The sequence below is a fragment of the Aeromonas sp. JL9 genome, from assembly GCF_024436075.1.
Taxonomy (GTDB): Bacteria; Pseudomonadota; Gammaproteobacteria; order Enterobacterales; family Aeromonadaceae; genus Aeromonas; species Aeromonas veronii.
In genome coordinates, this window is the sequence record NZ_JANFNV010000025.1 from 17007 (window position 1) to 34352 (window position 17346).

The 17346-nt window shown below is 58.7% G+C and carries 14 protein-coding genes; 5 read left to right on the forward strand and 9 right to left on the reverse strand.

The genetic code is table 11. From position 1 onward, the window contains the following. Positions 1 to 2: 2 nt before the first annotated feature. Genes hisA through hisIE form a run of 3 tightly spaced genes read left to right on the forward strand, consistent with a single transcriptional unit; the run spans position 3 to position 2180 of the window. Complete coding sequence (gene hisA, locus NOM06_RS15975) at positions 3 to 764, forward strand: 1-(5-phosphoribosyl)-5-[(5-phosphoribosylamino)methylideneamino]imidazole-4-carboxamide isomerase (RefSeq protein WP_255912309.1); 762 nt, start codon at positions 3 to 5, stop codon at positions 762 to 764. Further along, a complete protein-coding gene (hisF, locus tag NOM06_RS15980; RefSeq protein ID WP_236288023.1) occupies positions 764 to 1537 on the forward strand; it encodes an imidazole glycerol phosphate synthase subunit HisF in 774 nt (257 codons plus the stop codon). The genes hisA and hisF overlap by 1 nt, the downstream gene beginning before the upstream one ends. Beyond that, positions 1530 to 2180 carry a bifunctional phosphoribosyl-AMP cyclohydrolase/phosphoribosyl-ATP diphosphatase HisIE gene (hisIE, locus tag NOM06_RS15985; RefSeq protein ID WP_255912310.1) on the forward strand — a complete coding sequence of 217 codons (651 nt, stop codon included), beginning with the start codon at positions 1530 to 1532 and terminating at the stop codon, positions 2178 to 2180. Before hisF ends, hisIE begins: the two co-directional genes overlap by 8 nt. A 33-nt stretch (positions 2181 to 2213) precedes the next feature. On the opposite strand, the gene NOM06_RS15990 is transcribed toward hisIE, so the two are convergent. Next, on the reverse strand, positions 2214 to 3728 hold the full coding sequence (locus NOM06_RS15990) for a P-loop NTPase fold protein (RefSeq protein ID WP_255912311.1): 1515 nt from the start codon (positions 3726 to 3728) through the stop codon (positions 2214 to 2216). 354 nt (positions 3729 to 4082) lie between these two features. Here NOM06_RS15990 and NOM06_RS15995 point away from each other — a divergent pair, with 354 nt between their 5' ends. Beyond that, entirely contained in the window at positions 4083 to 5372 is a 1290-nt protein-coding gene (locus tag NOM06_RS15995) for a sensor domain-containing diguanylate cyclase (RefSeq protein WP_255912312.1), read from the forward strand. Positions 5373 to 5458: 86 nt separating this feature from the next. Here NOM06_RS15995 and NOM06_RS16000 read toward each other — a convergent pair whose 3' ends face one another. Next, a complete protein-coding gene (locus NOM06_RS16000) occupies positions 5459 to 7081 on the reverse strand; it encodes an acyl-CoA synthetase (protein WP_255912314.1) in 1623 nt (540 codons plus the stop codon). A gap of 234 nt (positions 7082 to 7315) precedes the next feature. Next, entirely contained in the window at positions 7316 to 7504 is a 189-nt protein-coding gene (locus NOM06_RS16005) for a hypothetical protein (protein ID WP_005345660.1), read from the reverse strand. Positions 7505 to 8005: 501 nt separating this feature from the next. On the opposite strand from NOM06_RS16005, the gene NOM06_RS16010 reads away from it, so the two are divergent. Next, complete coding sequence (locus tag NOM06_RS16010) at positions 8006 to 8545, forward strand: glycine zipper 2TM domain-containing protein (protein WP_026035120.1); 540 nt, start codon at positions 8006 to 8008, stop codon at positions 8543 to 8545. Between the two features lie 117 nt (positions 8546 to 8662). Here the strand turns inward: NOM06_RS16010 and xdhC are convergent, their stop codons facing one another. The 6 genes from xdhC to NOM06_RS16040 all read right to left on the reverse strand — a co-directional run bounded on the left by xdhC (position 8663) and on the right by NOM06_RS16040 (position 17290). Beyond that, complete coding sequence (xdhC, locus tag NOM06_RS16015) at positions 8663 to 9148, reverse strand: xanthine dehydrogenase iron sulfur-binding subunit XdhC (protein WP_255912316.1); 486 nt, start codon at positions 9146 to 9148, stop codon at positions 8663 to 8665. Beyond that, positions 9145 to 10023 carry a xanthine dehydrogenase FAD-binding subunit XdhB gene (gene xdhB / locus NOM06_RS16020; protein WP_255912318.1) on the reverse strand — a complete coding sequence of 293 codons (879 nt, stop codon included), beginning with the start codon at positions 10021 to 10023 and terminating at the stop codon, positions 9145 to 9147. Before xdhB ends, xdhC begins: the two co-directional genes overlap by 4 nt. Then, positions 10016 to 12334, reverse strand: coding sequence for a xanthine dehydrogenase molybdenum-binding subunit XdhA (gene xdhA, locus NOM06_RS16025; RefSeq protein ID WP_255912319.1), 2319 nt, complete (start codon positions 12332 to 12334; stop codon positions 10016 to 10018). The genes xdhB and xdhA overlap by 8 nt, the downstream gene beginning before the upstream one ends. Before the next feature lie 364 nt (positions 12335 to 12698). Beyond that, on the reverse strand, positions 12699 to 14000 hold the full coding sequence (locus NOM06_RS16030) for an NCS2 family permease (protein WP_255912342.1): 1302 nt from the start codon (positions 13998 to 14000) through the stop codon (positions 12699 to 12701). Between the two features lie 397 nt (positions 14001 to 14397). Continuing rightward, on the reverse strand, positions 14398 to 15714 hold the full coding sequence (guaD, locus tag NOM06_RS16035; RefSeq protein WP_255912320.1) for a guanine deaminase: 1317 nt from the start codon (positions 15712 to 15714) through the stop codon (positions 14398 to 14400). Positions 15715 to 15766: 52 nt separating this feature from the next. Further along, entirely contained in the window at positions 15767 to 17290 is a 1524-nt protein-coding gene (locus tag NOM06_RS16040) for a nucleobase:cation symporter-2 family protein (protein ID WP_255912321.1), read from the reverse strand. Positions 17291 to 17346: the final 56 nt, after the last annotated feature.

The window sequence follows — 17346 nt, forward strand, 5'->3', positions numbered from 1 at the left end:
GCATGATCATTCCCGCAATTGACCTGATCAATGGTCAGGTGGTCCGTCTCTATCAGGGGGACTACGACCAGAAGACTGAATACAGCAGCAGCCCGCAGGCGCGCTTCGATGAATATGTCTCCCAGGGTGCGGTGCAGCTCCATCTGGTGGATCTGGACGGTGCCAAAGATGCCAAGGCTCGCCAGTTGCCCCTGCTGACCCAACTGCTGTCGGCCACCGAAGCGCCGGTTCAAGTCGGCGGCGGCGTTCGCACGGAGCAGGATGTGGCAGATCTGCTGGCCGCCGGTGCCAGCCGGGTGGTGATTGGCTCCACCGCGGTCAAATCTCCGGATCTGGTGGCCAGCTGGATGGAGAAATATGGCCCCGAGCAAATCGTGCTGGCGCTGGACGTCAATATCGATGAGCAGGGCAATCGCCATATCGCGGTGGCGGGCTGGCAGGAGAACAGCGGAGTGACCATCGAGGCACTGATCGAGCGCTTCCTCCCCGCCGGGCTCAAGCATGTGCTCTGCACCGACATCAGCCGTGACGGCACCCTGGCTGGCACCAACGTCGAGCTCTATCGGGATCTCTGCGCCCGCTACCCGAGCGTCGCCTTTCAAGCCTCCGGCGGCATTGGCGGCATCGCGGATATCGAGGCGCTCAAGGGCTCCGGCGTCAAGGGGATCATCCTTGGCCGCGCCCTGCTGGAGGGCAAATTCTCGGTGGGTGACGCCATCGCCTGCTGGCAAGCCCCCGCATCTGATACCAGAGGAGGCAACTGATGCTGGCAAGACGCATTATCCCCTGCCTCGACGTGAAAGATGGCGTGGTGGTCAAAGGGGTGCAGTTTCGCAACCACGAGGTGATGGGCGGCATTGTCGAGTTGGCCCGCCGCTACGCCGAAGAGGGCGCTGACGAGCTGGTGTTCTATGACATCACCGCCTCCAGCGATGCCCGGGTAGTAGACAAGAGCTGGGTGAGCCGGGTAGCGGAGGTGATCGATATCCCCTTCTGCGTCGCCGGCGGCATCAAAAGCGTGGAAGATGCCCGCCAGATCCTCGAATTTGGCGCCGACAAGGTCTCCATCAACTCTCCGGCCCTTGCCGACCCGACTCTGATCAGCCGACTGGCCGAGCGCTTTGGCGTGCAGTGCGTGGTGGTGGGCATTGACTCCTACTTCGACGCCGAGACGGGCCACTATCAGGTCAAACAGTTTACCGGTGACGAGAGCCGCACCCGCACCACCGCCTGGCACACCCTCGACTGGGTGCAGGAGGTACAAAAACGCGGCGCAGGCGAAATCGTGCTGAACGTGATGAATCAGGACGGCATGCGTCAGGGTTATGATCTCGACCAGCTCAAGCAGGTGCGCAGCGTCTGCAAGGTGCCGCTGATTGCCTCCGGCGGTGCCGGTGCCATGGCACACTTTCGCGATGCCTTTACCCTCGCCGATGTGGACGGGGCGCTGGCCGCCTCCGTGTTCCACAAGGGCCTTATCCCCATTCCCGAATTGAAACGCTGGCTGAAAACCGAAGGAGTCGCCATCCGTGAATAACTTCTCTGAAAATCCACAAACAACCGCCAGCGCGCGCCCCCTTGCCGAGCAGCTCGACTGGGAAAAATGCGATGGCATAATCCCCGCCATCGTCCAGCATGCCGCCAGCGGCGAGGTGCTGATGCAGGGCTTTATGACCCGCGAGGCGCTGGAAAAAACCCAGACCACCGGTCAGGTCACCTTCTTTAGCCGCAGCAAACAGCGGCTCTGGACCAAGGGGGAAAGCTCGGGCCATGTGCTCCAACTCGTGGCCATCAGCACCGACTGCGATCAGGACTCCCTGCTGATTGCCGCCAACCCCGTCGGCCCCACCTGTCACAAAGGGACAACCTCCTGCTTTAATGGCCACCCGCTGCCGCCGCTCGGTTTTCTGGCAGAGCTGGAACAGATCCTGGCAGCCCGCAAAGGGGCCGATCCGGCCACCAGCTACACCGCCAGCCTCTACGGCAAAGGGACCAAGCGCATCGCCCAGAAGGTGGGTGAAGAAGGTGTCGAAGTGGCGCTGGCCGCCATGGCCAAGGATCGGGAAGAGCTCATCAACGAATCCGCCGATCTGCTCTACCACCTGACCGTGCTGCTACAAAATGAAGGGCTGGGATTACAAGATGTGGTGCAGCGGCTTTATGAGCGGCATAATAAATAAGTTGATAATAAAGCCGGGATCTCCTGGCTTTATTTATTTAAGATGGACAGCCAACTCTACTAAATTTTTATATGTTATTAGATGAAGCTCCAATTGCGACAACTCTTTTTCTGCCAAAATTGAATTCTCCTCTATAGTTAACTCCCGAACCCTATTAGAAAATTCTTTCATCAATTTTATAAGTGAGGTCGAGTGATTATAACTTGAGTTTGGTCTTAACATGTTTTGGTATGAAGCAGATAAAATATGCCTTAAAGAAATAGTATACTCTTTATCTTCAAAGTGATTTGTATACAACCCATCATTTATTATTTTAATCTGTTCACCCATAGAACTTTTTACCTTTATCAGGCATGAGAAATTTTGGTCCTCATACTCATTTATTAGGTCAGTAAACCCTTTTACTTTTGGAATGCCATGTGCTGTAGACATTTTACCATCTGCTACAGCGCGATAATCTCCATTGTTTTTCTCGCATAGAGAGAACAGGTAAACAAGAAAAATCAGATTTAATGTGCGACCTTGGTAATTTACGATGGACGCGATCGTTCGATCCAACACTTGCTCTGTTTTTCTTAAGCTCAATGAAAAATGATCACAAACAGCAGTTAATACATTTACCAACGCTTGGCTATTAGTGATCTCAGGCCATACATTGATATACTCAAAATGCAATTTTTTATCTACAACTGCCTGCTTAATAAACTCTCGCCGAGAGATACTGCCTAACGTAAATCGTCTATGAAAAAATCGTCCAAGATAGCTTTCTGCATCAAAACCATCGCCATAAATGACCTTGATAGCATGTTGCAACTGCTCTGTATCTGTTGCCAGTACAAACACCACCCCGGGAATATCAAAAATATGTTTGATGGTCTCCAGCATTTCGACAGCATAAGAGGGACGACAACGATCAAGCTCATCTATCAAAATAAAAGCGGGATAATCCAGCTCTCCATTACCTAAAACAACAGCACCTTCCACCCATTGCCGTATCTCTTGTTTAAGATACTGGATAGATTCATAACGCTCTTTCTGATTACTGCATAAGGCATCTACCAGCTGATTGGCTTCCTCCCCTTCCAGAGAAAAATCCTCATCCTCCAACCCGGCTTTTTTGATTGCCGCTTTCAGCGCCAGTTTACCGCCGACCTTAAATAATCCAAGCAGCCGCTGACGCATTCCTTCTGGAATCGGGTTTTCTTTTCCCGCAATCATTTTTAACTGGTCGATAATCGATGAAATCACAGTCAATAAAGGATCATCGGAAAAGTCCTGCTGCCAGGCATCGATATAGACGGTGGGATAGTACGCTTTTAGCTCCATATACCAGCGCTTGATAAACCAGGTTTTTCCCGCGCCCCACTCCGCATTGAGGTTAAGCACATAGTTGCGCTGCGTACCTTCGGTGGCGAGGTAGTTGGTCAGAAACTCGGCATAGCGGGCGCGATCCAGCCGATCGGCACTCAAGATCTCTTCGCTACCCGCAATGGCCCCCGGCCCGTCCCACTGAACTGCGTCATCCCATTTAAACGGTGCCACTGCCATCTCGTATCTCTCCATATTGCGTTGCTGAGGATGATATCAGGGGCACAGTGAAAATAGATTGATTAAAGACCTGTTTGTTGCCCTTTCTGCAGCTCGGAGTGGCGCATTTGATTGCCGGGCAATTTCTCTACTGCTGGCCCACGATGCCGGGCCGATATAGGTGGGACAGTTATCTGAATAGCCACGGACTCAGTTGATTTCCTTTGACTACACCAACGATGACAATCGTGTGACATGGCGCAGATCCTGCGGAAATAAACGCGAAATATGGCCTGTGAAGTGCTTAATTTAAACAGTTGGTACATATATTAGCGCTGTATACAACGACGCCCTTAACCAAGGATGGTTAACTCCATGAAGGATGAACCCTTCTCTATCCAGTTACAGCATGAGCTGGATCACCTCAAAGCCATCTTCAACGAGACGGACGCCTACATGTTTACCAAGGATCTGGCGGGCCGTTACACCTATGCCAATCAGGCGGTGCTGGATCTCTTTGGCTGCACCCTCGCCGAGTTGCAGGGACAGGATGATCGGGCTTTTTTTGATCTCGAATTCTCCGACACCATTCAACGCAACGACCGGTTGGTACTGGAGCAGCAACTCGCCATCGCCCAGGAGGAGATCAACTACCTCAAATCCACTGGGGAAAAGCGCTGCTACTGGAGCGTTAAAAAGCCCATCCATGACAAGGATGGCAACCTGATCGGCCTGTGCGGCATCTCCACCGATATCACCGAACACAAGCTGATTGAGGCCCGCATGGCCGAGCAGCATCAGCTGCTGGAAATCATCCTCGCCAACGTGGATGCCCATATCTATATGAAGGACAGCCTGCACCGCTTTCTCTACGTCAACCAAAAGGTCGCCGACCTGCTGGGCCTTCCTGCCGAGCAGATCATCAATCGGCGCGATGATGAGGTGATCCCGGCTGCCAGCGCCTGCCAGCTGTGGCGACTGGACAACCGGGTATTCGAAACCGGCGAGCTGCAAGCCGGGGAAGAGATGCTGACCGATCCCGAAGGCAATCAGCACTACTACTGGTCGGTCAAGGTGCCCTTTCTGCTGGGGGATGGCACCCCCACCCTGATCGGTATCTCCTCCGACATTACCGAACTGCACCAGCTCAAGGAGCAGTTGCACCAGCAGTCGGTACGAGATGGCCTCACCGGCCTCTACAACCGCCGCTTCTTTTTCGAGATGTGCGAGAAGAACCTCAGTCTGGACATGCGCCACCACCTCACCTCGGTGCTGATGGTGCTGGATGTGGATCAGTTCAAGTGCATCAACGATCGCTTCGGGCATCCCCTTGGGGATAGCGCGCTGATGCATCTGGGCAGGGTGATGCAATCGGTGCTGCGCAGCGAAGATGTGTTGGCCCGCATCGGCGGTGACGAGTTTGCCATCTTGCTGCCCAACACCACCCTCTTGGCCGCCGCATCCCTGGCCGAGCGGCTGCGCCTGCAGGTGATGCAAAGCCCGCTGCCCCTGCCCGATGGGGATAAGCTGGTCATCACCATCAGCGCCGGACTGGTGGAAAATGGCGAAGGGGAGCTGATGGAGAGCCTCTACGCCCGCGCCGATCAGATGCTCTATCAGGCCAAACAGAGCGGCCGCAACTGCGTTGCCTGCAAGGCTCCCTAGCCATACAACGGGAGGGCCAGCAGCCCTCCAGACCCCTTGTATCTCCCTCCTATGAATGGCTGTGCTGGCTCCTGACGAAAAGGCCGCTACCCCAGCTGTTTGCGCAGCACGAATTTTTGCACCTTGCCGGTCGAGGTCTTGGGCAACGGGGTGAAGATGATGCGTTTGGGGGCCTTGAAGTGAGCCATCTGCTCTCGGCAAAAGGCGATCAACTCCGCCTGGGTGGTCTCTCGCCCCTCTTTCAGTTTCACGAAGGCGCAGGGCACCTCCCCCCACTTCTCATCGGGCATGGCGATCACTGCCGCTTCGTCCACATCGGGATGGCGATAGAGCACATCTTCCACCTCCAGACTGGAGATATTCTCCCCGCCGGAGATGATGATGTCCTTGGATCTGTCCTTGATCTCCACATAACCATCCGGGTGCCACACCGCCAGATCGCCACTGCGAAACCACCCCTCCGCCATCGCCTCGGCGCTGGCCGCCGGATTTTTCAGATAGCCTTTCATCACCACATTGCCCCGCAGCACTATCTCCCCCATGGTTTTGCCATCTTTGGCCACCGGCTCGCCACTGACCGGATTGATAACCCGCATCTCCCCCTGCAGAGGCGACGCAACACCCTGCCGCGCCTTGAGACGGGAGAGCGCCGTGGCATCCTGACCTTGCCAGCTTCTTTGCGGCTCGCACAACACGCAGGGGCCATAGGTTTCGGTCAGGCCATAGACGTGGGTCACGGCAATCCCCATCGCCTCCATCCCGGCGATCACGGTGGCGGGGGGCGCAGCGCCAGCGGTCATCACCTTGATGGGGTGATCCAGCCCCTGCTTGAGCGCCGGATCGGCATTATTGAGCATATTGAGCACGATGGGCGCTGCGCAGAAGTGGCTCACCTTGTGCTCGTGCAGCGCCTCATAAATGGTGGCAGCCTGCACATGGCGCAGGCAGACGCTCACCCCGGCGGTGGCCGCCAGCGTCCAGGGGAAGCACCAGCCGTTGCAGTGAAACATCGGCAAGGTCCAGAGATAGACGGGATGTTTGGGCAGCTCCCAGGAGAGTACGTTGTTGATGGCGTTGAGGTGGGCGCCGCGATGGTGATAGACCACCCCCTTGGGATTGCCGGTGGTGCCTGAGGTGTAGTTAAGGGAGATGGCCTGCCACTCATCTTGCGGCAGCCAGCCAGGCTCATCGCCGTTACCGGTGGCAATAAAGGCCTCATAGGTCAGTTCACTGATAAGCGCCCCCTCCCGGTAGAGGGGATCGTCGATGGCGATGACCAGCGGTTGGCTCTCCAGCAGACCCAGCGCCTTGCGCACCACGGCGCCAAACTCCCTGTCCACCAGCACCACCTTGCTCTGGGCATGCTGGAAGATAAAGGCCATCGACTCGGCATCGAGCCGGGTATTGATGGTGTTGAGCACGGCGCCGCTCATGGGCACCCCGAAGTGCGCTTCAAACATCGCCGGGATATTGGGCGCAACGATGGAGACGGTATCCCCCTCCCCGATACAGCTAAGCCGCAGGGCCGAGGCAAGCTGGCGGCAACGGCGGGCGGTCTCGCCCCAGCTCTGGCGTAGCGAGCCATGGATCAGCGCCGGATAGTCGGGATAGACCCGCTCCGCCCGCCCCAAAAAGCTGATGGGGGTCAGGGCCTCGAAATTGGCGGCGGTTTTGGCAAGGTCGCGCTCATAGATGTTCTGCACTGTCATCGGATTCCTTCCTCACAGGTGGCACAAAACGGGCAGTTTCGGGATGATTCAGAGATCAGCAAGCGACATGGGCATCCTGCCCGTCACTGGTCTCTTATGGGGATGACAGCCTAACAGCGAGCCTGCGGCGGCAGGTATTAGCAAAACGTCTTAGAGGAAGAGCGGTAAAGGTATTCGGTGCGAGTTCGGGCAAGCGAGCCCCCGCCAATGGCGAAGGCTTTACCTCAATCATCGTTAGTGGCGTACCCGCCCCTGCTGGCGGAAGCAGTAGAGCTTGAGGCTGATGTCGGCGATATCGGCGGGAAGCTCCTCTCCCTGCTCGGCCAGGGGCCGGTAGAGGGATGAGAGCAGACGTTCGGCCTGCTGCACCGTGATGATGTTGGCCTGGATGGCCGGGGTGATCCAGCTGGGTAACATTGACATATCTCCCCCTCGTTGATCCGGTGATGTCGGGTGAACCTCTTCATATCAGGTCTTACGCAGTTGTCTGCCGACCCGCTCACCCTTTGCTTAACTCAATCAAAGCAAAATGCTTGCCGTGATCTCTTATCGGCCAACATCCGATGGGGCTGGAGCCATTTATCAACCACTTGCGTGGCCATCTCAACGAACAGAGCCCTTGTTCAAGATCTCCCTTGACCTGCCCCCGTCAGCACTTTGCCACTCTGGCATTCTGCTCACCGCCCGCCTTGCAAATTGCGACTCGAATTGCTCCTTATCACACTGGCAGAGTCCACCACACGCCGGAAACTGGTCACTTTTAGTCCGTTGTCGCCAAAGTCCGACACTTTTTCATGGTGGCTGTTTTTTGACCTTGCCAGTGCCTGTCGCAGACCCATCCCCCTCGCCTTGTCCGGCCAACCGGTTGTGACAAGATGGCGCCAGATTGGAACAGCCCGTGTGGGTATGCAGGAGAACAAGAAGATGAACAGATCCATGATGGCAGGTATCGGTATTGGCATCGCCTCGGCCCTGGCGCTCTCGGCGGCGGCCAGCGGCTCCCTCTTTACACCCCAGCCCACCTTTGCCGAGGTGATCGCCAGCAAGCCGATCACCGAGACCATCAAGACTCCCCGACAGGAGTGTCGCAACGTCACCGTGACCCACCGCAAGCCGGTACAGGATGAACACAAGATCCTCGGTACCGTGGTGGGCGCAGCGCTGGGTGGGGTGGTTGGCCACCAGTTTGGCGGCGGCAGCGGCAAGAAGGTGGCCACCGCAGCCGGGGCTGTCGCGGGTGGTTATGCCGGTAATCAGGTGCAGGGCAATATGCAGGCGGGCGATACCTACACCACCACCGAGCAGCGCTGCAAAACCGTGCAGGATACGAGCGTCAACACCATAGGTTATGACGTGACCTATCGCCTCGCAGGTCAGGAGGGGGTGATACGCATGAAGCAAGCCCCGGGCGCCACCATTCCGGTCAAAGATGGCAAATTGGTGATCGACCAGCCAAAAGTGTGATGTCTCCTGACCCCACTCAGCAGCAGGCCCGCCTCTTTCGAGGCGGGCCTGTGTTTTTGGGCGGCTTGATTTCCTTTTTTCAAACAACGGCACGCACCACTCACGGCACTAGAACTATCACCCTTTGCAGCACTTCTTCACCGCCCGTACCACGTTCTGATACCCGGTGCAGCGGCAGAGGTTGCCCGACAGCCCGCGGCGGATCTCCGCCTCGGTCAGCGGACGGCGTTCGGTCTTGTCGAGCAGAGCCGCACTCGCCATCACGAGGCCCGGGGTGCAAAAACCGCACTGCACCGCCCCCTCGTCGATAAAGGCCTGCTGCACATCGGAGAGCTCATTGCCTTTGCGCTCCCCCTCCACGGTGCGAATGGATTTGCCATCGGCCCACACCGCCAGATAGAGGCAGCTGTCGATGGCAGTGCCATTCACCTGCACGGTACAGGCGCCGCACTCACCGACACTGCACCCCTCTTTCACACTGATAAGCCCCTGCCCGCGCAGGAAGTGGAGCAGCGACATGGTGGGCGGCACTGCATAGGAGTAAGGCTTGCCGTTGATCTCGCACTGGATCTCCACCGCGGGACAGCTTTGCGGTTGCATCATAGGATCTTGCCTCCGGCACGTTCGACTGCGCAAGCGACCACCCGCTGCGCCAGGGTTTTGATAAGGTGCAGGCGAAACTCCTTCTCTGCCCGCCAGGAGGATCGCGGCGCCACATCGGCTACCACAGCCTCGGCAATCGCTGCCAGTGTGGCGCGAGTCAGGGGTTGCCCCTCGGCCGCCGCTTCCGCGTGAGGGGTGCGCACCGGTGTCGGTGCCGCCACCCCATAGGCCAGCCGCAGACTCTTGAAGTGACCATCCTCAATCTGGCAGTAGGCGGCGCAGCCGATGGTGGCGATATCCATGGCATCGCGCATGGCGTATTTGAAGTAGTGGGAGCCCACATGGGGGTGCGAGTCCAGGGCAAAGTGAAACGCCACCAGGATCTCCGCCGGTTGCAGCGCCACCTTGCCGGGGCCGGTATGAAATCCGGCGATGGGAATGCGGCGTGTGCCATTGGGTCCGGCGATCTCCAGCTCTGCTTCCAGCGCTACCGTGGGCGCCGCCGAGTCGGCACTGGTGGCGCCGTTGCAGATGTTGCCGCCATAGGTGGCGACGTTGCGGATCTGCGGCCCGGCGATGGTGGCGGCCGCCTCGGCCAGCATCGGCAGGCGGCGCTGCACCAGTTCGTTTTCGATGAGCTCGGTAAAGGTGGTGCCAGAGCCGATGCGGATAGAACCGTCAGCCAGCTCGCTCACCCCTTTGAGTTCGGGCAAGTCGTGAATATCGACGATATGGTGATAGGCGGTGTTGAGGTGATGCAGCTGGATCATCACATCGGTGCCACCGGCCAGGAGACGCGCCTCAGGGTCGGCCTGACGCAGGGCGACCGCCTCGGCCACGCTGTGCGCCTTGTAGTAACGGGCAATATCAAACATGGTGTTGCTCCTCCCCTGATCCCTCGCCAATCAAACCCGCTGCGACAAACTCCCGGAACAGGGTTTTGGGGGTGATGGGCAGCTCGTTGATGGCGACACCGGTCGCCATTCGAATGGCGTTACGAATGGCGGGGCCCGGCGAGATGATGGGCGGTTCCCCCAGTGATTTGTGGCCATAGACCGACTGGGGCTCATAGGTCTGCACGAAATCGCACTCAAGCTCCGGCAAATCCAGCATGGTGGGGAACTTGTAGTCGAGCAGGTTGGGATTGCGCACCACGCCGCTCTTGGCATCGATGATCATCTCCTCGAACAGCGACCAGCCGATCCCCATCCCCATGCCGCCATGCACCTGCCCCTCCGCCAGCTGCGGATTGAGGATCTTGCCGGCATCGTGCAGGTTGATGATGCGATTGATGGTCACCTTGCAGAGATCGATATCGACGCTGAGATCCACAAAGGTGCAACCAAAGCTCGGCGGATTGGTGGTGGTCTTGTGGGAGACCTCGGAGGTGATCTGGCCACCGATGGTGAGGTGGTAATAGGCGTTGACCGACACCTCGGCGACGCTGATCAGCACCTTGTCCGGCGCACCGGCCAGCACCACGTAGCCATCGATCAGGGTGAGCGATCCTACATCCTGATGGCAGAGTTGGGCCGCCAGCGACAAAATGCGGGCCCGCAACTGCAGCGCCGCCTGATGAATGGCGGGGGCCGCCACATAGCTCTGGCGCGAGGCGAACGAGCCAGGATCGTAGGCGGTAATGTCGGTATCCTGGGTCGAGATGACCCGGATCTGCTCAAACGGAATGCCCAATGTCTGGGCCGCCATCTGGGCAAAGACGGTATCCGACCCCTGCCCTATCTCGGTGGCACCGATCTGCAGATTGACGGTGCCATCCTGATTGAGCAGCATGCGGGCGCCAGCAATTTCGACCCCCACCGGATAGGTGTTGGAGCCGTAGCTAAAGCACGCTACCCCGATGCCGCGCCGCACCCGGCAGGCAGGATCCTGCCCCAGACACTCGGCCTTGAGTCGATCCCACTCGAACATCTCGCGGCCACGCAGCAGGCAGTCGGGCAGACCAGCGCTGTAGATGGTCTTCTGGTTGACCTGATTGACATCCCCCTCGCGCGCCACGTTGGCGATGCGTACTTCGAGCGGATCCAGCCCCAGTTCGGCGCAGGCATCATCCAGCATGCACTCGAGGGCAAAAATCACCTGGGGCGCGCCGTAACCGCGCATGGCACCAGCGGTGGGCAGGTTGCTGTAGAAGGTCTTGGCGTCATAACCGAAGGCGCTGCGCGGATAGAGGTAGCTGATCTTGTTACCCCCGGCGCTAGCGATGGAGTGGCCGTGAGAGGCATAACCGCCGGTGTTGGAGAGCACGTCGAGCTGATAGCCCTTGAGGGTGCCGTCGCGGTTGAGGCCCATCTTGCCATCAATGGCAAAACCGTGACGGGTGCGGGAGGCAAAAAAGCACTCCTCCCGGCTCAAGGTCACCTTGACCGGCACACCGCCAAGCTTGTAGCTCAAAAACGCCGCCATCGGCTCTTCCAGCACATCCTGCTTGTTGCCAAAACCGCCACCCATATAGGGCTTGATCACCCGCACGCTCGACCAGGGCAGGCCGAGGGACTTGGCCACCCGGCTGCGCACTATCTGGGGGATCTGGGTACTGCTGACCACGATGATGTGGTCCGGCTGATCCATATAGGCGTAGCAGGTCACCGTCTCCAGATGGCAGTGCTGCACCACCGGCGTCCGGTAGTGCCCCTGAAACTGCAGATCGGCCGCCGCGATAGCATGCTCCGGGTCATTGGCACGAAGCTGGCTTTGGCGCAGCAGATTGCCGCTTGGGTGAATGGGATAGGCATCGTCGGCCAGCGCGCTTTGGGCATCCGTCATCACCGGCAGCGGTTCGTAGGTCACCTTGACCAGCGAAGCCGCTTTTTCGGCCACCAGTGGATCGCGCGCCACGACTATGGCGACCCCATCGCCAAAGTGGCGCACATGGTCGGTGAGCAGACGCCTGTCTTTCACGTCCCGTTTGGCCTCATCGAGGGACCAGGCGTGACCGGCGGTGCGAAAACAGGTGGTGGGCACATCTTCATGGGTAAATACGGCTTCGACCCCGTGCAGGGCCAACGCCTCGGTGGCGTCGATGGCAAGCACCTTGCCGTGGGCAATATTGCTTCGCACGTACTTGGCGTGGCGCATCCCGAGCATGATGTTGTCATCGGTATAGCGGGCGCTGCCGGTCACCTTGGCCTCGGCATCCACCCGCTTGAGCGGTAATCCTATGGACATATGCAAGTCCTTTTTCGAATGGAAAAATCTGGAACCGGCATAAAAAACAGCAAGATATGCGCCTGTTTCCCGCCATCGTCAGGAGAATGGGGAGAAGTGTGAAGGGGATCCCATCTAGCCCGCTTTTGTTGGCTCGCAGCGACAAGCCAGGGGCAGCCCCTGAGCAAACGGGGCACATCAGCGGTAAAAAAAACGGCAGAGCGAGGAGAGCAAGGGTGGGAGCCTATCAATCTGGTAGGAGGATTTATCAAAATGGTATCGCGATGGCACCAGCGGCTAAGGCATGGTAACCAGCGTTGACGGTCAGAGCGCCGCAGATATAAAAATGGGGCCGCCAGTGCGGCCCCAAACGGGCGAGTTATCCCTAAATAGCCCACCCCCCAGCATAAAAGAGCACCAGCGCCAGGGCGATGACCACGGTGCCGACGTTGAGCTTGTGCCACTCCTTCGAGCAGATGCGGCCGATCACCAGCGAGCTGAAGCCAAGCATGATGCCAGTCACGATATTGCAGGTGAGCACGATAAAGACCGCACACACCAGCCCGGACATGGCACCGACAAAGTCATCGAAATCGAGCTTGGTGACGTTGCTCAGCATCAGGAGTCCCACATACATCAGGGCCGGTGCGGTGGCATAGGCCGGCACCAGATAGGAGAGCGGCGAGAGGAACAGCATCAGCAGGAACAGGCCGCCAACCACAGTCGCGGTGAGGCCGGTTTTGCCCCCCGCCGCCGTGCCCGCTGCCGATTCGATATAAACGGCAGCCGGTGCCGCCCCCACAAGGCCGGAGAAGATGCTGCTGACCGAGTCGGCACTGAGCGCCTTGCCGCTGTTGATGATGTGACCATCCTTATCCAGCAGGTTGGCCTGCCCCGCCACGGCGCGAATGGTGCCGGTGGCATCAAATACCGCGGTCATCACCAGCGCCAGCACGCTGGGCAACACCAGCGGCGAGAGCGCCCCCATGATATCCAGACTGAAGATCAGGGACTGACCCTGCGCGTCCGAGAGGCTCGGCAGGGCGAACAGCCCCTGATACTTCACCGCCGGATCGAAAATGAGGCCGAAGATGGAGATGGCGATGATCACCAGCAGGATCCCCCCCGGCACTTTCAGCTTCTCCAGCCCGAAGATCACCGCAAGGCCGATCAGGGACATGATGACCGGCATGGAGGTGAAGGCCCCCAGCGCCACCGGCAGCCCCTCCAGCGGGTTCTTGATCACCAGCCCCACCCCGTTGGCGGCGATAAGCAGCAGGAAGAGACCGATCCCGATGCCGGTGCCGTGGGCAATCCCCATCGGCAGGTTGTCGAGGATCCAGCTACGCACCCCGGTCACCGAGATGGCGGTAAACAGCACCCCCATCAGGAAGACGGCCCCCAGCGCCACAGGAATGGGGATCTGCTGCCCCAGCACCAGACTGAAGGCGGTAAACGCCGTGAGGGAAATAGCGCAGCCGATGGCCATCGGCAACTTGGCCCAGAGCCCCATCAAGAGCGAACCGAACCCCGCCACCAGACAGGTGGCGACAAACACGGCGCCGGGAGGAAAGCCCGCCTTGCCGAGCATGCTTGGCACCACGATCACCGAGTAGACCATGGCAAGGAAGGTGGTGAGGCCCGCCAGCACCTCCTGTCTGACATTGCTGCCCCGCTCGCTGATCATAAAGTAGCGATCAAGAGCCGTGAGCGGCTGTTGCTTTGCTGCGCTCTGGCTGGCGTCATCATTGGCCAGCTGTTCCACGCTGTTTGTCCTGCTGTTTGCTTGGGTCATACCCAACTCCTTCACACGCGCCTGAATGTTCCATGACGAAATGGCGACAGGATCTGCGGGTCTGCCGAGCGCCAGTCTGATGAGAAACAGGCGATGGTGGCAGAGGATTCGACAGACAGACCAGGGCAGGCAGCCTTGACTCAAACGTTTGCCTTGCTGGTCAAAAAAACCGGGCCATTTCACGTTCTATGCGGGGAGATCCCCTGTGGTGCGGCAAGACTGGCGCTCCTGTGGGGCACGCCAGCCGCCGTATTCGTCGGGGCTGCACCGCGGCAGCCCACTCCAGCCCCTACCCCCGTTCATGCACCAGCTGACCATCCACATAGGTGCGGTAGATGGATCTGTCATCCCCCAGGGTCAACAGCACAAAGAGCTTGTCCCGCAAGGTGGTGGAGTTGTCATAACGCAGCTGCTGCAGCGGAGTGGCGACCGGATCGAGCACCACAAAGTCAGCCTCCTTACCCACCGCAAAGCTGCCGATCTTCTCGTCCAGCCCGAGCGAATGGGCACCGCCCAGGGTCGCCAGATAGAAGGCCTGATAGGCCGAGAGCCGTTCGCCCTGCAGTTGCATCACCTTGTAGGCCTCGTTGAGGGTCTGCAGCATATTGAAGGTGGTGCCCGCGCCGATGTCGGTGCCCATCCCCACTTTCACCTGCTTGCGCCACGCCTTGTGCAACTTGAAGAGACCGCTGCCCAGATAAAGATTCGATGTGGGGCAGAAGGCGATGGTGGAGCCGGTCTCCTTCAGGCAGTCCCACTCCTGCTCTTCCAGATGGACGCAGTGGGCAAAGACGCAGTTGTGGCCGGTCAGGCCATGCTGGTGATAGACATCGAGATAGCCCTTGTGCGCCGGGAAGAGGGATTTTACCCAGGCGATCTCGTCCTTGTTCTCGCACAGATGGGTGTGCAGATAGGTGGTGGGAAACTCTTCGCGCAACCGCCGCGCCATCGTGAGCTGCTCGGATGTCGACGTGGGTGCAAATCGTGGTGTGATGGCATAGAGCAGGCGACCGTTACCATGCCAGCGCTCGATAAGCTGCTTGCTCTGCGCATAGCTGCTCTCGGCGGTATCGAGCAGATAGTCGGGCGCGTTGCGATCCATCATCACCTTGCCGGCGAGCATCCGCATATTGATGCGACTGGCCGCCTCGAACAGAGCATCAACCGACTCGGGGTGAACGGTACCGAACACCAGCGCCGTGGTAGTGCCGTTGCGCAGCAACTGCTTGATAAAGAAGGTGGACATCTCGCGGGCATATTCGAGATCGTTGTAGCGCCGCTCGGCCGGGAAGGTGTGGCGGTTGAGCCACTCCAGCAACTGCTCGCCATAGGCCCCCACCATCTCGCTCTGGGGGTAGTGAATGTGGGTATCGACAAAGCCCGGCACTATCATCTTGCCGCGATAATCGCGCACCCGCACTTCGGCTGGAATGCGATCTTTCCCCTCCTCCCACTCACCAAACCAGTCGATGCAGCCGTTGCGAATGATCAGCAGGCCATCCTCAATAAGACGAGCGTTGGACTCAATCTCCTCGGGCTGATCCACCACCCGGGTGATATCGAAGAAGCTGCCGCGTACCGCTTTGACAGAGTTGTCGTTTTTCATAACCGTTTCCCTGTTTTTCTTGTTCTGTTGACGTTTTTTGCCGGTTTAACCGTCAGATCCGTTCCACTTGTGGCGCCACCGCCTGCTCGGGCACTGGCTCTGGTGAACCCTCACCCTTGCTGGCCGATGGCTGGCCCGCACTGCGGGCGGTAAAGATCACATCCGGCTTGTCGCTCAGCTGGATCACTTCAACCGCCTCGGCATCCCTGACGGCTGCCTTGCGTTTGCGGCTTTGCGGCAGCACCAGATTCATGATGATGGCGGTGATGCCGCCGGCGCAGATGGGGTTCTCCACCAGCATATAGATACCCGCCGGCAGCACCTTGAAGACGTTCGGGTCATAGGAGACGCCGAGTCCAAGACCCAGCGAAGTGGCGACAATCAGGGTCTCCCGCCGATCGAAACCGTGGCTGATGATGATGCGACCACCGGCGATGGCGATCATCGAGAACATGATGACCATGGCTCCCCCCATCACAGGTGACGGTATGGTGGTAAAGAAGCGCCCCACCACAGGGAAGAGCCCCAGCAGCACCAGAATGACGGCGATAAACTTGCCCACATGGCGTGACGCCACCCCGGTCATCTGGATGACGCCGTTGTTCTGGGCAAAGGTGGTGAGTGGCAAAGAGCCGAGGGCAGAGGCGATCACCGATACCAGACCGTCAGCCAGCACGCCGCCGGAGAGCCGTTTTTGAAATTCAGGCCCCTGAATATCCCGGTGGGAGACCATGGCGGTGGCGGTGATGTCCCCCACCGCCTCCAGCACGCTCAACAGATAGATGGTGCCCGCCAACATAAAGGCGTGAAAATCGAAGGAAAAACCGTACTTGAACGGGATCGGCACCGTAATAAGCGGCAGGTCCTCAAGGGCGGAGAAATCCACCATGCCGAGCATCAGGGCCACCGCATAACCCACCAGCAGGCCGATGGCAATGCCGCTCATCCGCAACAGCGGGCTTCGACTGCAGTTGAAGGCGACGATAACGCAGAGCACCAAGAGCCCCAGCCCGATGTGCTCGTATTTGCCAAAGGTGCCGCTGCTCATGGCAGAGAAGCCGCCGCCAAAGTCGATGATCCCCACCTTGATAAGGCTCAGGCCAATCATCAGTACCACCACACCGCTCACGGTCGGGGTGATCACCCGCTTGAGATAGGGCAGCACGAAGGAGGAGCCCATCACCAGAAAGGCACCGACAAAGGAGACCCCGAGCAGGGTCGAGACGATCAGCTCCTCGTGGATGCCATCTTTTTTCATGGCGCCGCCGAGGGCGATCATCACGGTCACGAAGGAGAAGTTGACCGACTGGATGGAGAGCAGCCCCGAACCGATGGGGCCATAACGGTTCACCTGCAACCAGGTGCCGATGCCGGAGGCGATCATCGCCATGGAGACCAGATAGGCGGTGGTCTCGGTGGAGAGGCCCAGGGCGCCGCCGACGATCAGCGCCGGGGTCACCATGGGGACAAAAATCGCCAGTAGATGGGTCACTGCGCCCATCAGGGTTTGATAAAACGGGGGTTTGTCTTCCAGCTCGTAAATGAGATCCGAGTGCTTGCGTGTTGTTTTAGACATCGTGTTTGTCCCATCACACAGAATGTAGGCGGAGTACTCATTCCGCCGTCAGGCGC